23 protein-coding genes are annotated in these 20,965 nt (G+C 63.8%); 7 read left to right on the top strand and 16 right to left on the bottom strand.

Annotated features, from left to right (window positions below; translation table 11 throughout):
- Positions 1-76 precede the first annotated feature (76 nt).
- Together tldD and cobB are read left to right on the top strand one after the other, a co-directional pair.
- The gene (gene tldD / locus DY201_RS22245) at positions 77-1,489 is read left to right on the top strand and encodes a metalloprotease TldD (RefSeq protein ID WP_115733106.1); all 1,413 of its coding nucleotides are present in this window, start codon (positions 77-79) and stop codon (positions 1,487-1,489) included.
- Between the two features lie 29 nt (positions 1,490-1,518).
- Positions 1,519-2,220 (top strand): Sir2 family NAD+-dependent deacetylase, encoded by a 702-nt coding sequence (cobB, locus tag DY201_RS22250; RefSeq protein WP_115733930.1) that lies wholly within the window; start codon positions 1,519-1,521, stop codon positions 2,218-2,220.
- Positions 2,221-2,256: 36 nt separating this feature from the next.
- Here the strand turns inward: cobB and DY201_RS22255 are convergent, their stop codons facing one another.
- The 6 genes from DY201_RS22255 to DY201_RS22280 all read right to left on the bottom strand — a co-directional run bounded on the left by DY201_RS22255 (position 2,257) and on the right by DY201_RS22280 (position 8,023).
- A complete protein-coding gene (locus tag DY201_RS22255) occupies positions 2,257-3,498 on the bottom strand; it encodes a class I SAM-dependent RNA methyltransferase (RefSeq protein WP_115733107.1) in 1,242 nt (413 codons plus the stop codon).
- Positions 3,498-4,259, bottom strand: a complete 762-nt coding sequence (locus tag DY201_RS22260) for a TlyA family RNA methyltransferase (RefSeq protein ID WP_115733108.1) — start codon at positions 4,257-4,259, stop codon at positions 3,498-3,500. The genes DY201_RS22255 and DY201_RS22260 overlap by 1 nt, the downstream gene beginning before the upstream one ends.
- 41 nt (positions 4,260-4,300) lie before the next feature.
- Positions 4,301-6,214: a 1-deoxy-D-xylulose-5-phosphate synthase gene (gene dxs / locus DY201_RS22265; protein WP_115733109.1), complete on the bottom strand. Its 1,914-nt coding sequence runs from the start codon at positions 6,212-6,214 to the stop codon at positions 4,301-4,303.
- A 97-nt stretch (positions 6,215-6,311) separates the two neighbouring features.
- On the bottom strand, positions 6,312-7,232 hold the full coding sequence (locus DY201_RS22270) for a pirin family protein (protein WP_115733110.1): 921 nt from the start codon (positions 7,230-7,232) through the stop codon (positions 6,312-6,314).
- A gap of 62 nt (positions 7,233-7,294) precedes the next feature.
- The gene (locus tag DY201_RS22275) at positions 7,295-7,561 is read right to left on the bottom strand and encodes a DUF2277 domain-containing protein (RefSeq protein ID WP_115733111.1); all 267 of its coding nucleotides are present in this window, start codon (positions 7,559-7,561) and stop codon (positions 7,295-7,297) included.
- 90 nt (positions 7,562-7,651) lie between these two features.
- Positions 7,652-8,023, bottom strand: a complete 372-nt coding sequence (locus DY201_RS22280; RefSeq protein ID WP_115733112.1) for an MAPEG family protein — start codon at positions 8,021-8,023, stop codon at positions 7,652-7,654.
- 82 nt (positions 8,024-8,105) lie between these two features.
- Between DY201_RS22280 and DY201_RS22285 the strand changes: the two genes are divergently transcribed.
- Positions 8,106-8,498, top strand: coding sequence for a winged helix-turn-helix transcriptional regulator (locus tag DY201_RS22285; RefSeq protein WP_115733113.1), 393 nt, complete (start codon positions 8,106-8,108; stop codon positions 8,496-8,498).
- Positions 8,499-8,510: 12 nt separating this feature from the next.
- Here the strand turns inward: DY201_RS22285 and DY201_RS22290 are convergent, their stop codons facing one another.
- From DY201_RS22290 to DY201_RS22300, 3 genes are all read right to left on the bottom strand, one after another.
- Positions 8,511-8,762, bottom strand: coding sequence for an exodeoxyribonuclease VII small subunit (locus DY201_RS22290; protein WP_115733114.1), 252 nt, complete (start codon positions 8,760-8,762; stop codon positions 8,511-8,513).
- Between the two features lie 3 nt (positions 8,763-8,765).
- Complete coding sequence (locus tag DY201_RS22295) at positions 8,766-9,692, bottom strand: histone deacetylase family protein (RefSeq protein ID WP_115733115.1); 927 nt, start codon at positions 9,690-9,692, stop codon at positions 8,766-8,768.
- Positions 9,693-9,844: 152 nt separating this feature from the next.
- Positions 9,845-10,456: a TetR/AcrR family transcriptional regulator gene (locus tag DY201_RS22300; protein WP_165915793.1), complete on the bottom strand. Its 612-nt coding sequence runs from the start codon at positions 10,454-10,456 to the stop codon at positions 9,845-9,847.
- 155 nt (positions 10,457-10,611) lie between these two features.
- Here DY201_RS22300 and DY201_RS22305 point away from each other — a divergent pair, with 155 nt between their 5' ends.
- Complete coding sequence (locus DY201_RS22305) at positions 10,612-11,832, top strand: MFS transporter (RefSeq protein ID WP_115733116.1); 1,221 nt, start codon at positions 10,612-10,614, stop codon at positions 11,830-11,832.
- Between the two features lie 108 nt (positions 11,833-11,940).
- Positions 11,941-13,149, top strand: a complete 1,209-nt coding sequence (locus DY201_RS22310) for an MFS transporter (RefSeq protein WP_115733117.1) — start codon at positions 11,941-11,943, stop codon at positions 13,147-13,149.
- A 45-nt stretch (positions 13,150-13,194) separates the two neighbouring features.
- Here the strand turns inward: DY201_RS22310 and DY201_RS22315 are convergent, their stop codons facing one another.
- The 3 genes from DY201_RS22315 to aroC form a co-directional block, all read right to left on the bottom strand.
- On the bottom strand, positions 13,195-14,178 hold the full coding sequence (locus DY201_RS22315; protein ID WP_115733118.1) for a hypothetical protein: 984 nt from the start codon (positions 14,176-14,178) through the stop codon (positions 13,195-13,197).
- A gap of 160 nt (positions 14,179-14,338) precedes the next feature.
- A complete protein-coding gene (ribB, locus tag DY201_RS22320) occupies positions 14,339-15,436 on the bottom strand; it encodes a 3,4-dihydroxy-2-butanone-4-phosphate synthase (RefSeq protein ID WP_115733119.1) in 1,098 nt (365 codons plus the stop codon).
- A 117-nt stretch (positions 15,437-15,553) separates the two neighbouring features.
- The gene (aroC, locus tag DY201_RS22325) at positions 15,554-16,654 is read right to left on the bottom strand and encodes a chorismate synthase (protein WP_115733120.1); all 1,101 of its coding nucleotides are present in this window, start codon (positions 16,652-16,654) and stop codon (positions 15,554-15,556) included.
- A gap of 263 nt (positions 16,655-16,917) precedes the next feature.
- Here aroC and DY201_RS22330 point away from each other — a divergent pair, with 263 nt between their 5' ends.
- The gene (locus DY201_RS22330) at positions 16,918-17,166 is read left to right on the top strand and encodes a DUF1344 domain-containing protein (protein WP_115733121.1); all 249 of its coding nucleotides are present in this window, start codon (positions 16,918-16,920) and stop codon (positions 17,164-17,166) included.
- 17 nt (positions 17,167-17,183) lie between these two features.
- On the opposite strand, the gene DY201_RS22335 is transcribed toward DY201_RS22330, so the two are convergent.
- The 4 genes from DY201_RS22335 to DY201_RS22350 all read right to left on the bottom strand — a co-directional run bounded on the left by DY201_RS22335 (position 17,184) and on the right by DY201_RS22350 (position 20,221).
- On the bottom strand, positions 17,184-17,771 hold the full coding sequence (locus DY201_RS22335; RefSeq protein ID WP_115733122.1) for a histidine phosphatase family protein: 588 nt from the start codon (positions 17,769-17,771) through the stop codon (positions 17,184-17,186).
- 26 nt (positions 17,772-17,797) lie between these two features.
- Positions 17,798-18,616: an enoyl-ACP reductase FabI gene (fabI, locus tag DY201_RS22340; protein ID WP_115733123.1), complete on the bottom strand. Its 819-nt coding sequence runs from the start codon at positions 18,614-18,616 to the stop codon at positions 17,798-17,800.
- A gap of 156 nt (positions 18,617-18,772) precedes the next feature.
- On the bottom strand, positions 18,773-19,735 hold the full coding sequence (locus DY201_RS22345) for a DnaJ C-terminal domain-containing protein (protein WP_115733124.1): 963 nt from the start codon (positions 19,733-19,735) through the stop codon (positions 18,773-18,775).
- Positions 19,736-19,822: 87 nt separating this feature from the next.
- Positions 19,823-20,221 (bottom strand): RT0821/Lpp0805 family surface protein, encoded by a 399-nt coding sequence (locus DY201_RS22350; protein WP_245432068.1) that lies wholly within the window; start codon positions 20,219-20,221, stop codon positions 19,823-19,825.
- A 108-nt stretch (positions 20,222-20,329) separates the two neighbouring features.
- On the opposite strand from DY201_RS22350, the gene pdxH reads away from it, so the two are divergent.
- Positions 20,330-20,947 carry a pyridoxamine 5'-phosphate oxidase gene (gene pdxH / locus DY201_RS22355; protein ID WP_115733125.1) on the top strand — a complete coding sequence of 206 codons (618 nt, stop codon included), beginning with the start codon at positions 20,330-20,332 and terminating at the stop codon, positions 20,945-20,947.
- The last annotated feature ends 18 nt before the right edge of the window (positions 20,948-20,965 follow it).

Genomic DNA, 20,965 nt, shown 5'->3' on the forward strand with positions numbered 1-20,965 from the left:
GGAGACATTGTCCGGAGCCTCTGCGTCGCCTACATCGGGGTGAACACACTCCCCTTGGAATATGAGGCGACGCGCCATGACCAGCCTTCTCAGCCAGTTCGACATCACTGAAGACCGCGTGCGCAAGATCGTCGCCGAGACGATCGAGGGCGCTGACGATGGCGAGCTCTTCCTCGAATATCGCGAGGGCGAGGCGCTGATGTTCGACAATGGCCGACTGAAGACGGCGAGCTTCAACACCGACCAGGGTTTCGGCCTGCGCGCAGTCGCCGGCGAAGCGACCGGCTATGCCCATTCGAGCGACCTGTCCGAGCAGGCATTGCTGCGCGCCTCCGATGCGGTCTCAGCCGTCAAGGGCGGCTATTCCGGCACGCTCGCCGCCGCCCCTGCCCGCACCAACACGCATCTTTATGGCGAGGAGAACCCGATCTCGTCGCCGTCTTTCGAGGCCAAGGCCAAGCTGCTGCAGGAAATCGACGCCTGGCTGCGCGACAAGGACCCGCGCGTCCGCCAGGTGACGGCGTCGCTCGCTTCGTCGTGGCAGCATGTCGAGATCCTACGCGGCGACGGCCAGGTGGTGCGCGACATCCGCCCGCTGGTTCGCATGAACGTTTCGGTGATCGTCGGCGACGGTGACCGCCAGGAAAGCGGCTCCTACGGCGCCGGCGGCCGCAAGAGCTTTGACGAGTTCCTGACCGACGAAAGCTGGAAGGGCGCCGCGACCGAGGCCTTGCGCCAGGCGCTGGTCAATCTCGATGCCATCCCCGCTCCTGCCGGCACTTTCGACATCGTGCTGTCGTCCGGCTGGCCGGGCGTGATGCTGCATGAAGCCGTCGGCCACGGTCTCGAAGGCGACTTCAACCGCAAGAAGACTTCGGCCTTCGCCGGTCTTCTCGGCCAGCAGGTCGCCGCCAAGGGCGTCACCGTCGTCGATGACGGCACCATCGCCGAACGCCGCGGCTCGATCACCGTCGACGACGAAGGCACACCCAGCGCCCGCAACGTGCTGATAGAGGACGGCAAGCTCGTCGGCTACATGCAGGACCGCCAGAACGCCCGCCTGATGGGCATGAAGGCGACCGGCAACGGCCGCCGCGAATCCTACGCGCACCAGCCGATGCCGCGCATGACCAACACCTATATGACCTCTGGCGACAAGACGCCGGAAGAGATCATCGCCTCGGTCAAGAACGGCATCTATGCCGTCTCCTTCGGCGGCGGCCAGGTCGACATCACCTCGGGCAAGTTCGTGTTCGGCTGCACCGAGGCCTACATGATCGAGGACGGCAAGGTGACCCAGCCGATCAAGGGTGCCATGCTGATCGGCAACGGTCCCGACGCCATGCACCGCGTGACCATGGTCGGCAACGACATGAAGCTCGACAACGGCATCGGCATGTGCGGCAAGGCCGGCCAGGGCGTGCCGGTCGGCGTCGGCCAGCCGCATCTCCGGATGAACCAGATGACTGTCGGCGGCACGCGGGTCTAGGCTTCGCACCGACAGAACGAAGAATGCCGATGCACCGCCCCACCTCGATCGTCGTGCTCACCGGCGCAGGTATCTCGGCCGAATCAGGTGTCGACACCTTTCGCGACGAGGACGGCATCTGGGCGAAGGTCGACTACCGCGACGTGGCGACACCGGAAGGTTTTGCCCGCAATCCGGAGCTGGTTGACGACTTCTACAACCAGCGCCGCGCGGGTCTTGCCGATGTCGCGCCGAATGCCGCGCATGTGGCATTGGCGCGGCTCGAACGGCAGTTCCGGGGCAAGTTCCTGCTCGTCACGCAGAATATCGACGACCTGCACGAGCGAGCCGGATCGCTGCGGCTGATCCACATGCATGGCGAATTGACCAAGGCCTTGTGCGCGCATTGCGGCGCCGGGCATGCCTGGCACGGTGCCATGTCGCGGGCCTCACGCTGCCCGTCATGCCAGGAGATCGGCCAATTGCGGCCTGACGTGGTCTGGTTCGGCGAGATGCCCTACCTGATGGACGAAATCGACGAGGCACTGGCAAGTTGCGACCTCTTCGTCTCCATCGGCACCAGCGGCAATGTCTATCCCGCCGCCGGCTTCGTCGAGCAGGCGCGCCATGCCGGGGCGCGTACGATCGAACTCAACCTCGAGCCGTCGGAAGGCCATGACCTCTTCGAGCAGGCCATCCATGGCCGCGCCACGGAAATCGTGCCCGAATTCGTCGAGCATATCCTGGCTTAGCCGCCGGTCCACCTGATGGCGGCCGGATCGGTTGCCTCACCGCCGCTTCTTCGGCTTCTCCAACAGCGCCACAGCCTCGACATGGTGCGACCAGAGGAACTGGTCTATCGGCACAACACTCTTCAGCGCATAGCCGCCGTCGATGAGGATGCGCAGGTCCCGCGCCAGCGTTGCCGGATTGCACGACACCGCCGCCACGTAAGGCACATCCGAGCGGGCGATCTGCTTGCACTGGTCCTCGGCACCGGCACGCGGCGGATCGAAGACGAGGCCGTCAAAGGCGTTCAGTTCCTTGAAGGTCAGCGGCCGGCGATCGAGGTCGCGGCGTTCGACTGTGACGCGCTTCAGACCGCTGGCAAAGCGGAAGCCACGATCAAGTGCGGCGAGCGCCTGGCCATCGCCCTCGACGGCATGGACCTCGGAGTTTGCCGCAAGCCTGAGCGCGAAGGTGCCGCATCCCGAGAACAGGTCGGCGACCTTCCTGGCCCTGCGCATGTGGCCGGTGACGATCGACACCATCGCGCCCTCCGCCTCGGCCACGGCCTGGACGAAAGCGCCCGGCGGCGGGCTGACCGTCGCCGCACCAAAGGTCAGCATCGGCTTGACCGGCTCGACGATGATCTCGCCGTCGATGGAAAGCCTGGCGATCTTCGACCTGATGGCGAAATCGGTAGCGGCTCGACGGATCGCTTCAGTCGGCTTGCCGCAATCGCTGGCCGCCACGTCGAAGCCCGACTCGGTGACCGTGACGAGGAACCGGAACGGCTTCGAGGTGTTGGCGATGATGCCGGCAAGGTGCCGCAAGGTACCGGCGGCTTCGACGATGGCCGGCAGCAGGACAGGGCATTCCTCGATGTCGACGAGGGTATGGGAAAAGGCCTTGTTGTAGCCGAGCTGCAGCCCGGTCTCGGTGTTGCGCGCGGTGAAGGCGGCGCGCCTGCGGCTGTGCGGCGGGCAAGCCACCAGTTCGCCGACCGCAACGTCGATGCCCCTGCCCTTCAGCGCATGGACGACCAGCCCACGCTTCCACTCGCGATAGGCCTGGTCCTCGAGATGCTGGATCGCGCAGCCGCCACATTCGGTGAAATGCCGGCAGGCAGGATCGATACGTTGCGGCGACGGCTCGAGAACCGAGATCAGCTGGGCGCGATCCTTCTCGCGCGCCGCTGTCACCACTTCGCCCGGCAGCGCGAACGGGATGAAGATATGCCCGCCATTGGCATCGACGACACCGTCGCCATGCGCGCCCAGCCGCGCAATTTCGAAACGTGTCGTCATTACTCTTTCACTCCACCGAGCAGGTATTCACGATTTCCGTCACCGCCTTCGAGCGGCGACGGGCAGATGCCGAGTGCGCGCCAGCCGGGAACGGCGTCGAGCCAGGAGCGCAGCTCTTCAGCCATGCGCGGGCCGTCCTCGACATTCTTGAGCAGGCCACCCTTGCCGATCGCCTCGCGCCCGGCCTCGAACTGCGGCTTGACCAGCAACACTGCCCTGGCACCTGAGGCAGCCAGTTGGAGTGCATTAGGCAATGCCAGCCTGAGCGAGATGAAACTGACATCCGAGACCACGAAGTCGGGCGTCCGGCCGCCAAAATCTTCAGACGTCAGGTTGCGTGCATTGAGCCCTTCCAAGCAGGTCACGCCCGGATCGGATTTCAGCCGCTCGTCCATCTGGCCGTGGCCGACATCGATCGCCACTACATGCGCTGCACCGCGTTCGAGCAGGACCTGGGTGAAGCCGCCGGTCGAAGCACCAATATCCAGCGCAGTTGTTCCGGCCGGATCGAAGCCGAAATGGTCGAGCCCGGCGATCAGCTTGAGCGCTGCGCGCGAGACATAGCCCTGCGCCGGGTCGTCGACGGCGATTTCGGCAGTCTTCGCCACCGTCTGGCCCGGCTTCTTCGCCGGCTGGCCATCGACGGTCACGGCCCCGCGCGCCACCGCGTCGCGGGCGCGCGAACGGCTGGCGAAGAAACCGCGGCTGACGAGCAATTCGTCAAGCCTCAGGCTGGCGGCTGCTTGCCTAGAGTTATCCATGGCCTTCAATGACGAATGCGCGACTGCAACGCAAGCGCCAGTCAGGCGCGGGCGGCCTGGGCCGACTTGCCGAGGGCTGCGAAGACGGCACGCACGATGCCGGCGGAATCGAGCCCGGCGTCGGCATGCATCTTGTCGGGGTTGGCGTGGTCGACGAAACTGTCCGGCATGGTCAGTGGCCGCACCTTGAGGCCGTTGTCGAGCAGGCCGTTGCGGGCAAGGAAGTCGAGCACCTGGCTGGTGAAACCACCGACCGAGCCTTCCTCGACCATCACAAGCACTTCGTGCGAGCGTGCCAGGCGACGGATCAGGTCCTCGTCCAGCGGCTTGGCGAAACGGGCGTCGGCAACCGTCGTCGACAGGCCGGCGGCACCCAGTTCCTCGGCGGCGAGCAGGCAGTCCTTGAGGCGTGTACCGAAGGACAGCAGCGCCACCTTGGTGCCTTCGCGCAGGATCCGGCCCTTGCCGATCTCCAACACCTGGCCACGCTCCGGCATGTCGACGCCAACGCCGTTGCCGCGGGGATAACGGAAGGAGATCGGACCGTCGTCATATTCGACGGCGGTGCGCACCATGTGGCGCAGTTCTGCCTCGTCGGCCGCAGCCATGACGACGAAACCGGGCAGCGAGGCGAGATAGGCGGTGTCAAAGGCGCCGCAATGGGTGGCGCCGTCGGCGCCGACGAAACCGGCGCGATCGATCGGAAAGCGCACCGGCAGGTTCTGGATGGCGACGTCGTGCACGACCTGGTCATAGGCGCGCTGCAGGAAGGTGGAGTAGATCGCAACGAACGGCTTGTAGCCTTCGGTCGCCAGGCCGGCGGCAAAGGTCACCGCATGCTGCTCGGCAATGCCGACGTCGAAGCTGCGCGACGGAAACGCTTCGCCGAACAGATCGAGGCCAGTGCCCGACGGCATGGCGGCGGTGACGGCAACGATCTTGTCGTCGTCGCGCGCTTCCTGCATCAGGCTTTCCGCAAACACCTTGGTGTAGGCAGGCGCGTTGGCAGGCGCCTTGGCCTGGGCGCCGGTGATGACGTCGAACTTGTTGACGCCGTGATACTTGTCGGCAGCGGCTTCGGCCGGGGCATAACCCTTGCCCTTCTGGGTCACGACATGGATCAGCACCGGGCCAGTGCCATTGTCGCGCACGTTCTTCAGCACCGGCACGAGATGCTCGAGATTGTGGCCGTCGATCGGGCCGATATGGAAGAAGCCCATCTCCTCGAACAGCGTGCCGCCGGTGACGAAACCGCGCGCATGCTCGACGGCCCGGGTGATCGCCCGGTCGACACGGCGGCCGAGATAAGAGGTCAGCTTCTTGCCAAGCTCGCGCACGCCGGCATAGGTGCGGCCCGAGGCAAGGCGCGCCAGATAGGCACTCATTGCCCCTGCCGGTGGAGCGATCGACATGTCATTGTCGTTGAGGATGACGATCAGGCGGGCATCGAGCGCACCGGCATTGTTCATCGCCTCATAGGCCATGCCGGCCGACATGGCGCCGTCGCCAATGACAGCGATGACGTTGTTGCGGCCGCCATCGAGGTCGCGCGCCACCGCCATGCCGAGGCCGGCGGAAATCGAGGTCGAGGAGTGCGCGGCGCCAAACGGGTCGTACTCGCTTTCCGAGCGCTTGGTGAAGCCGGAGAGACCGCCCTCCTGGCGCAGCGTGCGCATGCGGTCGCGGCGGCCGGTCAGTATCTTGTGCGGATAGGCCTGGTGGCCGACATCCCAGATGATGCGGTCGTCGGGCGTGTCGAAGACATAGTGCAGCGCCACCGTCAGTTCTACGACGCCAAGGCCCGCGCCGAGATGGCCACCGGTCTGCGACACCACGTCGATGAGTTCGGCACGCAATTCGCTTGCCAGTTGCGGCAGCTGGGCCTCATCGAGCGTGCGCAGGTCGGAGGGCACGCGGACCTTGTCCAGCAGGGGCGTTTCAGGTTTCGCGTTCATCAATCCGCACTAACTCGGTTAACCACCCGGCAGATACGACCGCATGCTTGGAAAGTAAATGCATGGCGGTGACGCGGGCCGGCCTGACTCTTGCTCGTCAGCCCTCGGGCAACGGGATGAACTCTTCCTCATCGCCCGGCACGATGTCGAAGCGGCCGGTCTTCCATTCGTTCTTGGCCTCTTCGATGCGCTCCCGCGACGACGAGACGAAATTCCACCAGATGTAGCGCTTGGAGCCGAGCGACGCGCCGCCGAACAGCATGAAATGCGCACCCGTCTCAGAGCTCACGACGATCTCGTCGCCGGGCTTGAACACCAGCAACCGTTCGATCGGGAAGCGATCGCCAAGTATGTCGATCTCGCCGCCGAGCGTATAGATGGCGCGCTCCTCGGCGTCGGCCGGGATCTTGATCCTGGCACCGGGCGCCAGCCTGATGTCGGCGTAGAGCGTGTCGGATGCCTGGCGCACCGGCGACTTCAGGCCTTTGAACGCGCCGATTACCAGCCGGCCGCTGACACCGTCCGCGTCGAAGGTCGGAAGCTGCACTGCCGCCGTGTTCTCGAACAGCGGCGCAACCTCTTCCTTGCCGTCCGGCAGCGCCAGCCAGGTTTGCAGCCCGGAAACCGACATCGGCGCGCCGCGCAGCTCTTCCGGCGTGCGCTCGGAATGGACGATGCCGCGGCCTGCCGTCATCAGGTTCACGTCGCCGGGCGCAATGACCATCTCGGTGCCGAGCGAATCCCGGTGCCGGATCTTGCCGTCGAACAGATAGGTGACGGTCGCAAGCCCGATATGGGGGTGTGGACGCACATCAAGCGCATGCCCTGCCCTCAGGATCGCCGGTCCCATGCGGTCGAAGAAGATGAACGGGCCAACCAGGCGGCGCTTTGCCGTCGGCAATGCACGGCGCACCTGGAAGCCATCGATATCCTTGGCGTTGGGAATGACCATCAGTTCGAGCTGATCGCAGGAAAAGGCATCGCCTGGCGTCGGGTCTTCGGCGGGAAAGAAGCTCATTATCGCATCCTGGGTCGCATCCTGGAGTGTTTTTGCTGCACGGCGGTCACCAGAGCTGGCGCTCAGGCAAATCTCAGTGCCGAACGCGCCTTTGCCTTGGCCGCCTCTTCTTCGCGATTGCGCGGGTGCTGATGCGTTTCCATCGCATGCAGCATCTCGTGCGCTGCCTCGGCGATCGTGTCGACGGCGCGGTTGAAGGCCTCTTCGTTCTTCTTCGAAGGCCTGTTCGCACCGCTCAGCTTGCGCACGAACTGCAAGGCTGCGTCGCGGATCTCGTCATGCGTCGCCGGCGGGTCGAAATTGAACAAGGTCTTGATGTTGCGGCACATCGCCTGCTCCCGGGGGTTTTCACCAACGGTATGGGTTTTCCATAACTGGGCGCAACATGCCATGAGGTCAAGCCGTTTGGTCGGCGACGATCATCCCAGGACCAGGGCCGCGGCGCCGACGAGCAAGGCTCCATAGGTGCCGACCATGCCGGGAGCGCTCAATGGCGTCCGCGCTGTCACTATGCCCGCGACATGAAGGCCACGGCCGACGATCAGCAATCCGGCGATCGTCCACAGCATCGCCGCCGGCGCCTGACGGTATTCGGCAAGGGCGAGCAGGATCAGGGCGAGCGGCACATATTCGATGAAATTGCCCTGGGCGCGGATGCGCCGCATCAGAACGACATCCTCGCTGTGGCCGAGCTTCAGGCCGACCTTCTTGCGGCGCAGGCTGACACGGATGCTCAGGACAACCAGGGCCACGGCCGCGAGTGCTGAAGTCATCGATGCTATCGGCAACATGACGAGTCCTCCCCCGACGAGCCTTGGTACAGCTAATCACTTCTCACTTGCTTTTTGCAAGTTAAAAATCCAGGGTGCTGCCATGACCCAGTTTCGCTCCGGCTGCCCCATCGCGTCAGCGCTCGACATCATCGGCGACAAGTGGTCGCTGGTGATCGTCAGGGCGATGGTCATGGGGGCGACCAGCTATTCGGACCTGTTGTCCACGCCGGAGAAAATCTCGACAAACATCCTGGCCGAAAGACTGCGCCGGCTGGAGGATGCCGGCTTGATCAGGCAATCATTGCCGCGCCAGGGCTCGATCCGCGGCGCCTATGCGCTGACCGCCAGGGGTGCAGCACTCATTCCTGTGGTGCAGGAACTCGCCCGCTGGGGCGAAAGCCAGCTGCCGGACCGCTGGACACCGCCGGATCGCTTCTACGCCGCCCGGCCCGGCGATTTCGACGTTCGCGACGGCGGTGCCGTCGCGAACTGAACTGGACGTCCGTTACTCGCCGTCGAGCGGCTCCGTGCCCACCGGCTTGCCGTCGCGCGACAGGCGGATCTTTTCGACTTTGTCCTCGGCGGCCTTCAGCAAGCGGTCACAATGCGCCTTCAGCGCTTCACCGCGCTCATAGATCTTGATCGACTGGTCGAGCGGCACGTCGCCACGCTCGAGATCGTCGACAATCTTCTCCAGTGCCGCGAGTGCCTGCTCGAAGCTCAGCGCCTTGATTTCGTCGTTAGGCTCGGCGGCCATTGATCATCCTTTCATGAGGCGAGAAACGTGGGCGGCCACTGAGAAGGCCAGCCCGTGCAGGTCGTAGCCGCCCTCGAGCAGACTGACCAGACGATTTGACGAATGGCGCGCCGCACTGTCCATCAATTGCCCGGTCGCCCAGTCGAAATCGGCTTCGGTGAGGTTGATTTCGGCCAGCGGGTCGCGATGGTGCGCGTCGAAACCGGCCGAGATGATGATCAGGTCGGGTGCGAATCTGTCGAGAGCCGGCAAAATGCGCGAGCGGAACGCCTCGCGGAAATGGTCGCTGCCGGTATCAGGCGCAAGCGGCGCATTGACGATGTTGCCAACGCCCGTCTCGCTTTTCGCACCCGTGCCGGGAAACAGCGGCATCTGGTGCGTCGAGCAGTAGAGCACGCTCGGATCGTCCCAGAAGATATCCTGGGTGCCATTGCCGTGATGCACGTCCCAATCGATGATCGCCACGCGCTCGGCGCCATGATCGCGCTGGGCGTGGCGTGCTGCGATCGCCGCGTTGTTGAACAGGCAAAAGCCCATCGCTGTCGTTTTTTCGGCATGGTGCCCAGGCGGCCGCGAGGCGACGAAGACGTTGGCGGCCCTGCCCGCAAATACGTCGTCGACAGCGGCATTGGCCGCGCCGATGGCGGTCAGTGCCGCCTGCCAGCTTTTCGGGCTGAGCGTGGTGTCGCCATCGATCCTGGCTAATCCATCCTCCGGCACCTGCCGGCGAACGCTTTCGACAAAACCCTCGGGGTGGGCGTAGAGAATCGTGCGCTCGTCGCCCATCGGCGCTTCCACGCGATCGAGCATTTCGAAAGCCTCGTCGTCGAGCGCGCGCTCGATGGCGCGCAGCCTGTCGGGCCGCTCGGGATGTCCCGGCGTCGTCAGGTGTTCGAGGTAGATCGGATGCGTATAGAGCCGCGTGGTCATCGCCGCACCTTATCAGCAATGACCGGCCAGACCACGCATAGCTGTCAAAGCCCTGGGGAAAACGGCAGCCGCTGACGAACCAGACCCACGGCCGGGTCGGCAGAAGGAACCGAGGATCGCGGCACCGGTATGTCCAGTTGCGGCGGAAAAGATCAGTTGGCGGACTTGCCGGCCACAAGCAGGCCTTCCATCAGCGCGCGAAACGCCTTCACCGCCTTTATCGACGTCGCGCCGGGGTCGTCGGAATTTGCGATCCACTGCGCGGCATACAATGAGGCGCCGCTGATCAGTCGCGCCATCGCTTCCGGATCAATGTCGCGGACAAGTCCCTCCGCCTTCAGCGCGACGAGGTTCGCGGTGATCGCCGAAATACAGGCATTGGCGTTGGGCCATTGCGCCGGATCGCCAAGAACCGCCGGACCATCGCGCAGGACGATGCGCTGGATTTCCGGCTCGAGCGCCATTTCAATGTAAGCGACGTTCTCGTCGAGAAAACCTTGCCAACGCGTCTCGGCCCTGGACGAGATTTCATTGAGGCGCGACAACATCTCCTGGTCGATCTGGGCGAGCACGGCCTCGAACAGCCCCTTCTTGTCGCCGAAGTGGTGGTAAAGCGCACCCCGCGTCAGCCCGGCCTCGGCAGTAAAATCATCCATCGACGCATTCGCATAACCCGTCGTCGCAAATGCCCGGCGCGCGGCTGCGATCAGCTTGGCGCGCGTTTCGGCAATCATCTCGCTTCGGGGTTTGTGTGCCGTCTTCATCGCCTTTTCCTTGCCGCGCCACCATTCACATACGTCGCGTATATTTTTCTCGACATGGCGTCCATGGTAATTGACATACGCTGCGTATGCAATTACCTCATTGACATACGCCACGTATGTAAGTGGCGCACCCTCGAAATTCCAGGAGTGCTCCGATGCACAATCCTTATGCTGATATATTCAGAGTTCCCGGGAACAAAGGCTTCGCAGCGGCGGCATTCATTGCCCGCCTGCCGATCGCCATGGCGCCCATCGGCATCGTCGCGATGCTGTCGCAGACGCGCGGCGAATATTGGCTGGCCGGTGCCGTGTCGGCTACCTTCGCGCTTACCAACGCCTTTGCCGCCCCGCAGATCTCGCGCCGGATCGACAGGCTCGGCCAGACATCAGTGGCTCTCCCCACCACCATCATCTCCGTCCTCGCCTTTGCCGTCATGCTTATTGCTACCCGCTATGACTGGCCGGCCTGGACCCTGTTCATTTCGGCCTTCATCGCCGCCGCCATGCCCAGCATGCCGGCCATGGTCCGGGCCCGCTGGACCGAGATCTTCCGCGACCGTCCCGAACTCAATACCGCCTTCGCCTTTGAATCCGTCGCCGACGAAATGGTCTACATCGCCGGTGCCTCGCTTTCGGTCGGCCTGAGCGTCGCCTTGTTCCCGGAAGCGGGGATGCTGGTCAGCACGCTGTTCTTGGCCGTCGGCATGGCAGCTTTCCTGCTGCAGCGTTCGAGCGAGCCCAAGGTCAGGGCGCCTGAACTTGCAAGTGTCGGTTCGGCGATCGCACTGCGCCCGGTTCAGATCATCACCCTGGCGCTCATCTTCGTCGGTGCAATCTTCGCCACTGCCGAGGTCAGCGCCGTGGCGATCACCAAGGAACTCGGCCAGCCCACCGCGGCAAGCCTTGTCATCGGCGTCTATGCCGCCGGTTCGCTCATTGTTGGCCTGATCGTCGGCGCGCTGAACCTCAAGGCACCGAAGCAGCGCCTGCTTGCCATGTCGATCGCCATCGTCGCGCTGACCACGCTGCCCCTGTTGGTCGCCGACACCGTGCCGCTGCTGGCGCTTGCCATCTTCGTCAGCGGCGTTGCGATCTCGCCCACCTTCATCATGGCCTTCAGCCTGATCGAGCGGCGGGTGCCGGAAGCCATGCTGACCGAAGGCATCACCTGGGTGATGACCGGCATCGGCATCGGCATGGCGCTGGGGGCCTTCGTGGCGGGCTGGGTGGTCGACACTTTCGGCGCGCAGAACGGCTTCTGGGTGTCGGTGGCCGCGGGCACGATCTCCCTACTCGTCGTCCTTCTCGGTCAGAAAGCACTCGCCGGCGAGCACGAAGTCGAGTTGCCGCAAGCGAGACCACAAGCGGCGGAATGAGGCAGCACATCCCCCGTCAAAGCCTCTCCCATCTGTGCCAACGAGCCGCCTCTTCAGGCGGCTCGACTGTATATGAAATTTCAGATATCTGCCCTCCCGGTGACCCAAATGCGTAATCCCTACAAAGAAATCTTCAAGGCGCCCGGCGCCAAGGCGTTCTCCGCCACAGGCTTCATCGCACGGCTGCCGCTGTCGATGATCACGCTCGGCATTGTCACGATGCTCTCGGAAACCCACGGCGAGTATTGGCTTGCCGGCGCGGTAGCCGCGACATTTGCGTTTTCCAACGCGTTGATCGCGCCTCAGGTGTCGCGCCTCGTCGATCGCTACGGCCAGCGCCGCATCCTGATCCCCGGCACCATCGTCGCCGTCGTGGCGCTCTCCAGCCTGATGCTTGCGACCCACTATCGCGCGCCAAGCTGGACGCTGTTCCTGTTTGCCGTGCTTGCCGGCACCATGCCGAGCATGAGCGCCTTCGTGCGCGCACGCTGGACACATATCTACCGTGGCTCGCCGAAGCTGCACACGGCCTTTGCCTTCGAATCCGTCGTCGACGAGGTCATCTTCATGACCGGTCCGATCGTCGCCATCGGTCTCAGCGTCGGGTTCTTTCCGGAAGCGGGTCCACTTGTCGCCACGACGCTTCTTGCGGTCGGCAATTTCCTCTTTGCGGCCCAGAAGTCGACGGAGCCGCCGGTCCACGCCCAGGACAAGTCGGGCGGCAAGTCGGTCATCTGGCTCGGCTCGATGCAGATACTGGTGCTGACGCTGATCGCCATCGGCGCCATCTTCGGCACCGCCGAAGTGACCGCGGTCGCCTTTGCCGAAGCCCAGGGCGACAAGGCCTCCGCCGGTTTTGCGCTGTCGGCCTATGCCGCCGGTTCGCTTGTCGCCGGCCTCGCCTTCGGCGCGCTGAAGCTCAAGCTTGCCTTGCCGCGCCAGCTGCTGCTGGCAATTGCGCTGGCAGCCCTCACCACCTTGCCGCTGATGATGGTCGGCAGCATGCAGACACTAGCCGTGGTGCTGTTCGTCGCCGGCGTCGCCGTGTCGCCGACCATCATCATCTCGATGGCGCTGGTGGAAAAGATCGTTCCGTCGTCCAAGCTCACCGAAGGCATGACCTGGGCGATAACAGGAATCGGCATCGGCATGGCGGCAGGATCCTCGGCATCGGGCTGGTTCATCGACAATCTCGGTCCGGCCAGCGGCTTTTTCGTTTCGATGCTCGCCGGCTTCATCGCCCTTGTCGTCGCCCTTGTCGGGCAAGGCAGCTTTCGGCGCTCGACATCGAGCCTCGTACCAGTCCCGGCCGAGTAGACGGTTTACGGCACGGCGCGCACCAGCGGGCCGTGCCTTTCGCGTTCATACGTTCTTTGCAGACCCGTCCCAGCGCGACGCTTCGCCCGAGCCGAAGGCCTTTTCCTTGAGCTCGCGGAACTTCGACGAAGCCTCTTCCAGCTTCCTGTCCCATTCCGGATTGGGCACCTGGCCTTCGATGACCTTGAAATAGACCTGCATCAGCGACGCCACCGCAAAAGGTTCGATCAGCGCCGACTTGAACGCCCAGGCAAAGACGACCGCCAGCACGAAAGCCCAGCCACCCATTTCGCCCGGCATGAAGTAGAGAATGGCACCGGCAGGCGCCAGCATGAACAGGAAGATGAACAGCGACACGACCCAGACGACGAGCGACAGCCAGACCGCGTTCTTGATCATGGTCGAGCCGTTCTGGGCGTAAAGCACCACGCCCTGCCGCGCGCTCTGCCAGGGAGAGTTGCTGCCGATGCGGATGTTGTAGCCGAGGATGATCTCGTCGACATAGGTCAGCGACATGCGGACGATGGTGTTGAGGAACCGTACCAGCCCGTCGAGGCCGGGGATTGGCAGGAAGGCGGCGATGCCGCCGATCAAGCCGGTGATGGTGCGGATCACGCCCTTCACCAGTTGGTCGAGCACGAACAGCACACTCGCCTCGGTGAAGCGCTCGGCGACGACCTCGCGGGCATAGGAAATCTGGTTCTGGCCGCCTGGAATGTCACGCCCGTCGATCAGATGGACCATGACGGCGATGTGCCCGGCCTTGACGATGTAGAGGATGTATTCGCGGATCCAGTAGACCGCGACCGACACCACGCCGAAGCCAGCGATGCCACCCCATACGGCGAATGAAACCGGCCCGTCAGGGTCCGTCGCGATATGGCCGACGCCGTAGCCGACGCCTGCACCCGCTCCCATCGCCGCGATGTAGGCGAGCGTGATGCCGAAATAGACGATCATGCGCAGCACGATGAACGGCCAGGTGCGTGCCATGATCGCCAGGCTCTGGCCTATGCTGAAATCCCACATACCCGACTCTCCCCTAAGAGATGGGCAGGAGGATGCGCCGCAGCCGGCGGATGTCAATCACCCCGGGGGGATGAGCCAACCGGGGCATGAGCCAATCACCCCAGGGAACAAGCCAATCCATCCCCTAGACGGGGCATTTTGCCCGGCCGGCGCGGCGAAATCAGCGGATTTCGGTCTTGGCGATACAGATGCCAAAGCCCTCGAGACCGACGTAATGACGCTCGCGCGAGGCGACCAGGTTGATCGACGAGATGCCGAGGTCCTTGAGGATCTGCGCGCCAAGGCCGATCTGGCGCCATTCGTCTTCGCGGCGGCGCGCCTCTTCGTGGTCTTCGCGCTCGGCAATCGGGCGGTTGCGGCCGAGACTGGAGACGCCGACCGAGCCCTCGCGCAGATAGACGATGACACCGCGCTTGCACTCGCCGAAGGTCTTCATGATGTCGGCAAGCTTGTTGCTGGTACCGAACACGTCCGTCACCACATCCTCGGTGTGCAGTCGCACCGGCACTTCTTCGCCGTCGCGGATGTCGCCGAAGACGATGGCGAGATGGTGCATCGTGTCCCATGGCAGGGTGTAGGTGATGGCCTTGGCCTTGCCGGCCGGGGTGTCGATGTCGAAGGTGCTGACGCGCTCGATCAGCGTCTCCTGGCGCTGGCGATAGGCGATGAGGTCGGCAACCGAGACCTGCTGCAGGCCGTTCTTCTCGGCAAAGGACGCAACCTGCGGACCGCGCATGACGGTACCGTCGTCATTGACCAGTTCGGAAATCACGCCGACCGGCGGCAGGCCGGCGAGCTTGCACAGGTCGACGGCGGCCTCGGTATGGCCCGAACGCATCAGAACGCCACCCTCGCGCGCGATCAGCGGGAAGATGTGGCCCGGGCGGACGAAATCGCCGCCGCCGGCATTGGGATTGGCCAGGTTGCGCACGGTAAGCGTGCGGTCGTCGGCCGAGATGCCTGTCGTGGTGCCGTGCTTGAAGTCGACGCTGACAGTGAAAGCGGTGGTGTGGGCGGAATCGTTGTCGGCGACCATCGGCGTCAGGTTGAGGCGCCGGGCGTCTTCCTTGAGCATCGGCGTGCAGACGATGCCCGAGGTGTGACGCACGATGAAGGCCATTTTCTCCGCCGTGCAGTGGACAGCGGCAACGATCAGGTCGCCTTCGTTCTCGCGCCCGTCATCGTCCATGACGACCACGATCTCGCCGCGCTCGAAAGCGCGCAGCGCTTCGACAACTTTCTTCTGGTCGTATGGCATGGCGTGGTCACTCGGTGCGTGTGGTTGTTCTGGTGCAGATTAGGCCATTCGGGCAGCAAGGCAGTAGGCTTTTTTGCAGCGGAACGAATTGCCCGGCTGCGGCATTGCCTCACTCACCTAGATCCGCCCTGTCTGTCCGCGGTGGCGCAAGAAATGGTCGGCGATCGCGCAGGCAACCATTGCCTCGCCGATCGGCACGGCACGGATGCCGACGCACGGATCGTGGCGGCCCTTGGTCATCACATCGACGTCCTTGCCGTCCTTGTCGATCGACTTGCGCGGCGTCAGGATCGAGGAGGTCGGCTTGACGGCAAAACGGGCAATCACGTCCTGTCCGGTCGAAATGCCGCCCAGAATGCCGCCGGCATTGTTGGACAGGAACAGCGGTGTGCCGTCATTGCCCATGCGCATCTCGTCGGCATTCTCTTCGCCTGTTATGCGCGCGGCCTCAAAGCCGTTGCCGATCTCGACGCCCTTGACGGCGTTGATCGACATCAGGTTGGAGGCGATGTCCTGGTCGAGCTTGGCATAGATCGGCGCACCAAGGCCTGCCGGCACGCCCTCCGCGACGATCTCGATCACCGCACCGACCGACGATCCAGCCTTGCGGATGCCGTCGAGATAGTCGGAGAAGACCTGGACCGAGGCAGGGTCCGGCGTGAAGAACGGATTTTCGGCGCTGCCGATGAAATCCCAGTTCCAGTTGGCCCGGTCGATCGATTTGGTGCCCATCGACACCAGCGCGCCACGCACCACCAGTCCCGGCACGATCTTGCGGGCAATCGCGCCGGCAGCGACACGGGCCGCCGTCTCGCGCGCCGACGAACGGCCACCGCCGCGATGGTCGCGCAGGCCATATTTGACGTCATAGGCGTAGTCGGCATGGCCGGGGCGATATTGCCGTGCGATCTCGCCATAATCCTTTGAACGCTGGTCGACATTCTCGATCAGCATCGAAATCGGCGTGCCCGTCGAAATGAGGGTCTCGCCATCCTCGTCCGCGATCACTCCCGACAGCACCTTGACCTCGTCGGGTTCGCGACGCTGGGTGACGAAACGCGACTGGCCGGGCTTGCGCTTGTCGAGCTCGTCCTGGATGTCCTTCAGCGTGAAGTGGATGCCGGGCGGGCAGCCGTCAACGACACAGCCAAGCGCCGCCCCATGGCTCTCACCCCAGGTGGTGACGCGAAACAGATGGCCGAAGGTGTTGTGCGACATGCAGGCGGGCCTTTCCGGATATGGCCGCGTTCTAACGCATGCCCCTGAAAAGTAAAATTGCTTTTCGGCCCCGAACCCTCCAACGGCGGGCATCATTTGCGCATCGGCATGAGCTCGGCACGGTCAATTGGCTGCATTAACAGTGGTCAAAGCGTGATCGCTGCAGTTTTAGTTTTGACACATTCGGTTGGTTTCTGCTTCCTTCCAACCGCTCGTTAACGTTTATGCCTCGCCTTGCGGGGCGCAGAAAAAAGAGGACGACAATGCGTACCCTTATTGGCGCCGTTGCCGCCGTGCTCATGATGTCTGGCGCTGCGCTCGCTGCCGAAGCCGAAGGTCAGGTCAAGTCGGTCGACAAGGACAAGGCCACCATCACGCTTTCCAACGGCAAGTCCTACAAGCTGCCAGGCGAGTTCGATGTCGAGAACATCAAGCCGGGCATGGACATCCTGCTCGCTTATGACGTGGTCGAGGGCGAGAACCTGATCACCGACATGGAACTGCCGCAGTAAAGATTGCGCCGCCGGCTTTACAGCCAGTCGAGGCGGCCACTTTCCACTCTCAGCACGCGGTCTTGGGGGATCTCCAGGGCCGCGGCTTTGTTTTTGGGCAGGTCTTCCACCAGCCGGAAAATCGCGCGCATCACGCCGCCATGGGTAACGCAGACCGTCGGCCGGCTGGTTTCGACGAGCCATGGACGGATGCGACAGGCCAGCATCTGGTAACTCTCGGCATCCTCGCCGGGCGGTACGAAATCCCACTTGTCGTGTTGGCGTGCCGTGCTGGCACCCGGCGCGCGCGCCTCGAGCTCGGCGAAGGTAAAACCCTGCCAGTCACCGAAATTGACTTCGACAAGGCGCGGGTCTGTTCGGTAGGCCATGGGATCGAGCCCCATCGCTGCGCGCGCCCGCTCCATCGTCTCGCGGGTGCGCCGCATCGGGCTTGCGACGAAATCGAAATTCTCGGGATCGGGGATCAGTTCGGCGAGCCGTCGGCCGTTGCGGTCGGCCTGCTCGCGCCCGACCGTATTGATGTCGATGTCGGCCTGCCCCTGTAGACGCTGCTCGGCGTTCCATGGCGTCTGACCATGGCGCACGACATAGAGGAGCGGGTTCATGGCGATGCGATGCTGCGCGGGAAGGATCAGTCCTTCACGGCGGCGATGTCGGGCGCGTCGACGGCCTTCATGCCGACGACATGGTAGCCGGAATCGACGTGGTGCACTTCGCCGGTGACGCCACGCGACAGGTGCGACAGGAAGTAGAGCGCGGAATCGCCGACCTCCTCGATCGAAACGGTGCGGCGCAGTGGTGCATTGTACTCGTTCCACTTCAGGATGTAGCGGAAGTCGTCGATGCCCGACGCGGCAAGCGTCTTGATCGGGCCAGCCGAGATCGCATTGACGCGGATCGCCTTGGGGCCGAGGTCGACGGCGAGATATTTCACGCTCGCCTCGAGCGCTGCCTTGGCAACGCCCATGACGTTGTAGTTCGGCATGACCTTCTCGGCGCCGTAGTAGGTCATGGTCAGCATCGAGCCGCCATCGGTCATCAGCTTCTCGGCGCGCTGGGCGACAGCCGTGAAGGAATAGACCGAGATGTCCATGGTGCGCAGGAAATTGGCATGGCTGGTGTCGACATAGCGGCCGGTCAGTTCGTCCTTGTCGGAAAAGCCGATGGCATGGACGACGAAGTCGAGCTTGCCCCACTTCTTTTCGAGCGTCTCGAAGCAGGCATCGATGGTCGCCATGTCGGTGACGTCGCAATGCCCGCAGACAAGAGCGCCGATTTCGGCGGCCAGCGGCTCGACGCGCTTCTTCAGGGCATCGCCCTGATAGGTGAAGGCAAGCTCGGCGCCCTGGTCGGCGCAGGCCTTGGCAATGCCCCAGGCAATCGATCTGTTGTTGGCGACGCCGAGAATAAGGCCGCGCTTGCCGGCCATCAGGCCCTGTCCACCCGCCATATGAGCGCACTCCAATTCTTTGAATGTTTTGCAGAGCCTATCGCATAGGCAACCTGCACCTTCAAGCTTTCATGCGACCTTGGTCGCAGCCAGGGCCATGGACTGTAAAGATGACGCAAGCCTTGCGTCAGTCGCCTTGTGTCAGTCCGCCTTGTGTCAGTCGGGGGACTTGCGCAGCAATTCCTCAAGTGCCGCATCGCCGCCTTCCGGAAGCATGACGCGGACATGGGCATATAGGTCGCCATGGCCGCCTGCCTTTTCCGGCAGGCCGCGGCCCTTGAGGCGCAGCACCTTGTCCGAACTCGACCACTCGGGAATTTTCACCGCCAGCCGACCTGTCGGCGTTTCCACCGCGGCCTTGGTGCCGAGCACCGCTTCCTTGAGGCTCACCGGCAGGTCGACATGCAGGTCCCTGCCCTCGACGCGGTAGCGTGGATGGCGACGGAACCTGATCTTGACCAGCGCGTCGCCGGCACCGCCAAGGCCCTGCTCGCCCTGGCCCTTGAGCCTGATCGTCTGGCCGTCCTCGACATATTCCGGCAGTTTCACCGCCATCTTGCGGCCATCGGGGAACATCGCCGTCACCTTGGGCGCGGTCGCCGCCTCCTCGATGGTGACATCAAGCGTGACATTGACGTCGCCGCCCGGCTGCGCACGCTGGGCACCTGGGCCGCCGCCCATGCCAGCGCCCATTCCGGCACCGTGAGCAGCACCAGGGCCGCGCTGGCCAAAGGAATCGCCGAAAATCTGACTGAAGATATCGCCGGCATCGAAGGATGCGCCGCCCGGACCGCCGGAGCGGAACTCGAAGCGCGACCCGCCGGGGCCCGCCTGCTGGCGGCGGAATCCACCAAATGGATCACCACCTGCCGCGCCTTCGAAGCCATGGAAGCGCGCCTTGCCCTCGGCGTCGATTTCGCCGTGGTCGAAAGCCGCCTTCTTCTTCTCGTCGCCGAGAATCTCATAGGCCTGGTTGGCCGCGGCAAAGCGTTCCTTCGCCTTCGGATCGTCCGGATTCTGGTCCGGGTGGTGCTTCTTGGCGAGCTTGCGGTAAGCCGCCTTGATGTCCTTGGCCGAGGCGTTCTTGGCAACGCCCAGCACCTCATAGGGGTCGCGCATACGTCAATCCACAACAGAGAAAAGGGTTTGTTCCTTCCTATATGCGCTTGGCTAGGAAGAAATTCCAGAGGCGGAAAGCCGCAACCGTCAGACAGGCACGAAAGACAGCATCTGCCAGGTGCCTGACCCGGCGGCGCAGACCTCGCCCTTGAACAGGCTGACCCCGTCGAAGCTCTCGCGCGAAACGGCGAATGCGCGGCACAGCACGCCACGCTCCTTGCTCTCGACAAGGGCCGTGATCGCGCCGCGCGAGCCCGTCTCGGCATTCGCCCAGGGAATCGCCTGGCCTTTCAGCTCGTCGACGTCGGCGGACGATACCGCGTTGCGGATGGTCGTCTCGTCGGACAGTCGATTCGCATCGGTGGTCCTGTTGACGTCGTCGGGAACCTTGCTTGTAACAAGGCTGCGGTCGACTTCCGCCTTTTCGAGGCTGAAGCCACCGGCGCCGCATGCGCTGATCGTCGTCAGGCCAAGCAGCAGCAACACCTTGAAGGATCGGAACCCGAATTGTGGGAGGCAATGGCCCTCAAAGGCTTGCGCGAAGCGCGACAATAGGCATTCTCCCGGTCGTAAATGGCAGGTCGAGTAAAAGCTATGACGGACACAGAGTTAACAAGCAGTGACTTCACGGAGGCTGCAGAGCCTTTCCAGCTCTTTGCCTCGTGGCTGAAGGACGCTACGGCCAGCGAGCCGAACGATCCGACGGCACTGGCGCTGGCCACCGTCGACACCGACGGACTGCCTGACGTGCGCATGGTGCTGCTCAAGGAATTCGACGAACATGGCTTCGTCTTCTACACCAATTTCGAAAGCGCCAAGGGCCGCGAAATCCTTGCGACCATGAAAGCGGCGATGTGTTTTCACTGGAAATCGCTGCGTCGCCAGGTCCGTGTGCGCGGTCCGGTCGAGATCGTCACCGACACCGAGGCAGACGAGTATTTCGCCTCGCGCCCGCGCGGCAGCCGCATCGGTGCCTGGGCGTCGAAGCAGTCGCGTCCGCTGGAAAGCCGCTTCGCGCTTGAAAAGGCCGTCGCCGAATACACCGCCCGGCACGTCATCGGTGAAATCCCGCGTCCGCCGTACTGGTCGGGTTTCCGCATCGTACCGAGCCAGATCGAATTCTGGCACGACCGCCCCTTCCGCCTGCACGACCGCGTCGTCTTCACCCGCGCTGCCAATGGCGGCTGGGACAAAGACCGGCTCTATCCGTGACCCACGTAGCGGCGGCGC

It is taken from the genome of Aminobacter aminovorans (assembly GCF_900445235.1).
Lineage (GTDB): Bacteria > Pseudomonadota > Alphaproteobacteria > Rhizobiales > Rhizobiaceae > Aminobacter > Aminobacter aminovorans.

Coding starts and splice junctions, on each gene's coding strand:
- tldD (WP_115733106.1), top strand. CDS start 77: ATGACCAGCCTTCTCAGCCAGTTCGACATCACTGAAGACCGCGTGCGC.
- cobB (WP_115733930.1), top strand. CDS start 1,519: ATGCACCGCCCCACCTCGATCGTCGTGCTCACCGGCGCAGGTATCTCG.
- DY201_RS22255 (WP_115733107.1), bottom strand. CDS start 3,498: ATGACGACACGTTTCGAAATTGCGCGGCTGGGCGCGCATGGCGACGGT.
- DY201_RS22260 (WP_115733108.1), bottom strand. CDS start 4,259: ATGGATAACTCTAGGCAAGCAGCCGCCAGCCTGAGGCTTGACGAATTG.
- dxs (WP_115733109.1), bottom strand. CDS start 6,214: ATGAACGCGAAACCTGAAACGCCCCTGCTGGACAAGGTCCGCGTGCCC.
- DY201_RS22270 (WP_115733110.1), bottom strand. CDS start 7,232: ATGAGCTTCTTTCCCGCCGAAGACCCGACGCCAGGCGATGCCTTTTCC.
- DY201_RS22275 (WP_115733111.1), bottom strand. CDS start 7,561: ATGTGCCGCAACATCAAGACCTTGTTCAATTTCGACCCGCCGGCGACG.
- DY201_RS22280 (WP_115733112.1), bottom strand. CDS start 8,023: ATGTTGCCGATAGCATCGATGACTTCAGCACTCGCGGCCGTGGCCCTG.
- DY201_RS22285 (WP_115733113.1), top strand. CDS start 8,106: ATGACCCAGTTTCGCTCCGGCTGCCCCATCGCGTCAGCGCTCGACATC.
- DY201_RS22290 (WP_115733114.1), bottom strand. CDS start 8,762: ATGGCCGCCGAGCCTAACGACGAAATCAAGGCGCTGAGCTTCGAGCAG.
- DY201_RS22295 (WP_115733115.1), bottom strand. CDS start 9,692: ATGACCACGCGGCTCTATACGCATCCGATCTACCTCGAACACCTGACG.
- DY201_RS22300 (WP_165915793.1), bottom strand. CDS start 10,456: ATGAAGACGGCACACAAACCCCGAAGCGAGATGATTGCCGAAACGCGC.
- DY201_RS22305 (WP_115733116.1), top strand. CDS start 10,612: ATGCACAATCCTTATGCTGATATATTCAGAGTTCCCGGGAACAAAGGC.
- DY201_RS22310 (WP_115733117.1), top strand. CDS start 11,941: ATGCGTAATCCCTACAAAGAAATCTTCAAGGCGCCCGGCGCCAAGGCG.
- DY201_RS22315 (WP_115733118.1), bottom strand. CDS start 14,178: ATGTGGGATTTCAGCATAGGCCAGAGCCTGGCGATCATGGCACGCACC.
- ribB (WP_115733119.1), bottom strand. CDS start 15,436: ATGCCATACGACCAGAAGAAAGTTGTCGAAGCGCTGCGCGCTTTCGAG.
- aroC (WP_115733120.1), bottom strand. CDS start 16,654: ATGTCGCACAACACCTTCGGCCATCTGTTTCGCGTCACCACCTGGGGT.
- DY201_RS22330 (WP_115733121.1), top strand. CDS start 16,918: ATGCGTACCCTTATTGGCGCCGTTGCCGCCGTGCTCATGATGTCTGGC.
- DY201_RS22335 (WP_115733122.1), bottom strand. CDS start 17,771: ATGAACCCGCTCCTCTATGTCGTGCGCCATGGTCAGACGCCATGGAAC.
- fabI (WP_115733123.1), bottom strand. CDS start 18,616: ATGGCGGGTGGACAGGGCCTGATGGCCGGCAAGCGCGGCCTTATTCTC.
- DY201_RS22345 (WP_115733124.1), bottom strand. CDS start 19,735: ATGCGCGACCCCTATGAGGTGCTGGGCGTTGCCAAGAACGCCTCGGCC.
- pdxH (WP_115733125.1), top strand. CDS start 20,330: ATGACGGACACAGAGTTAACAAGCAGTGACTTCACGGAGGCTGCAGAG.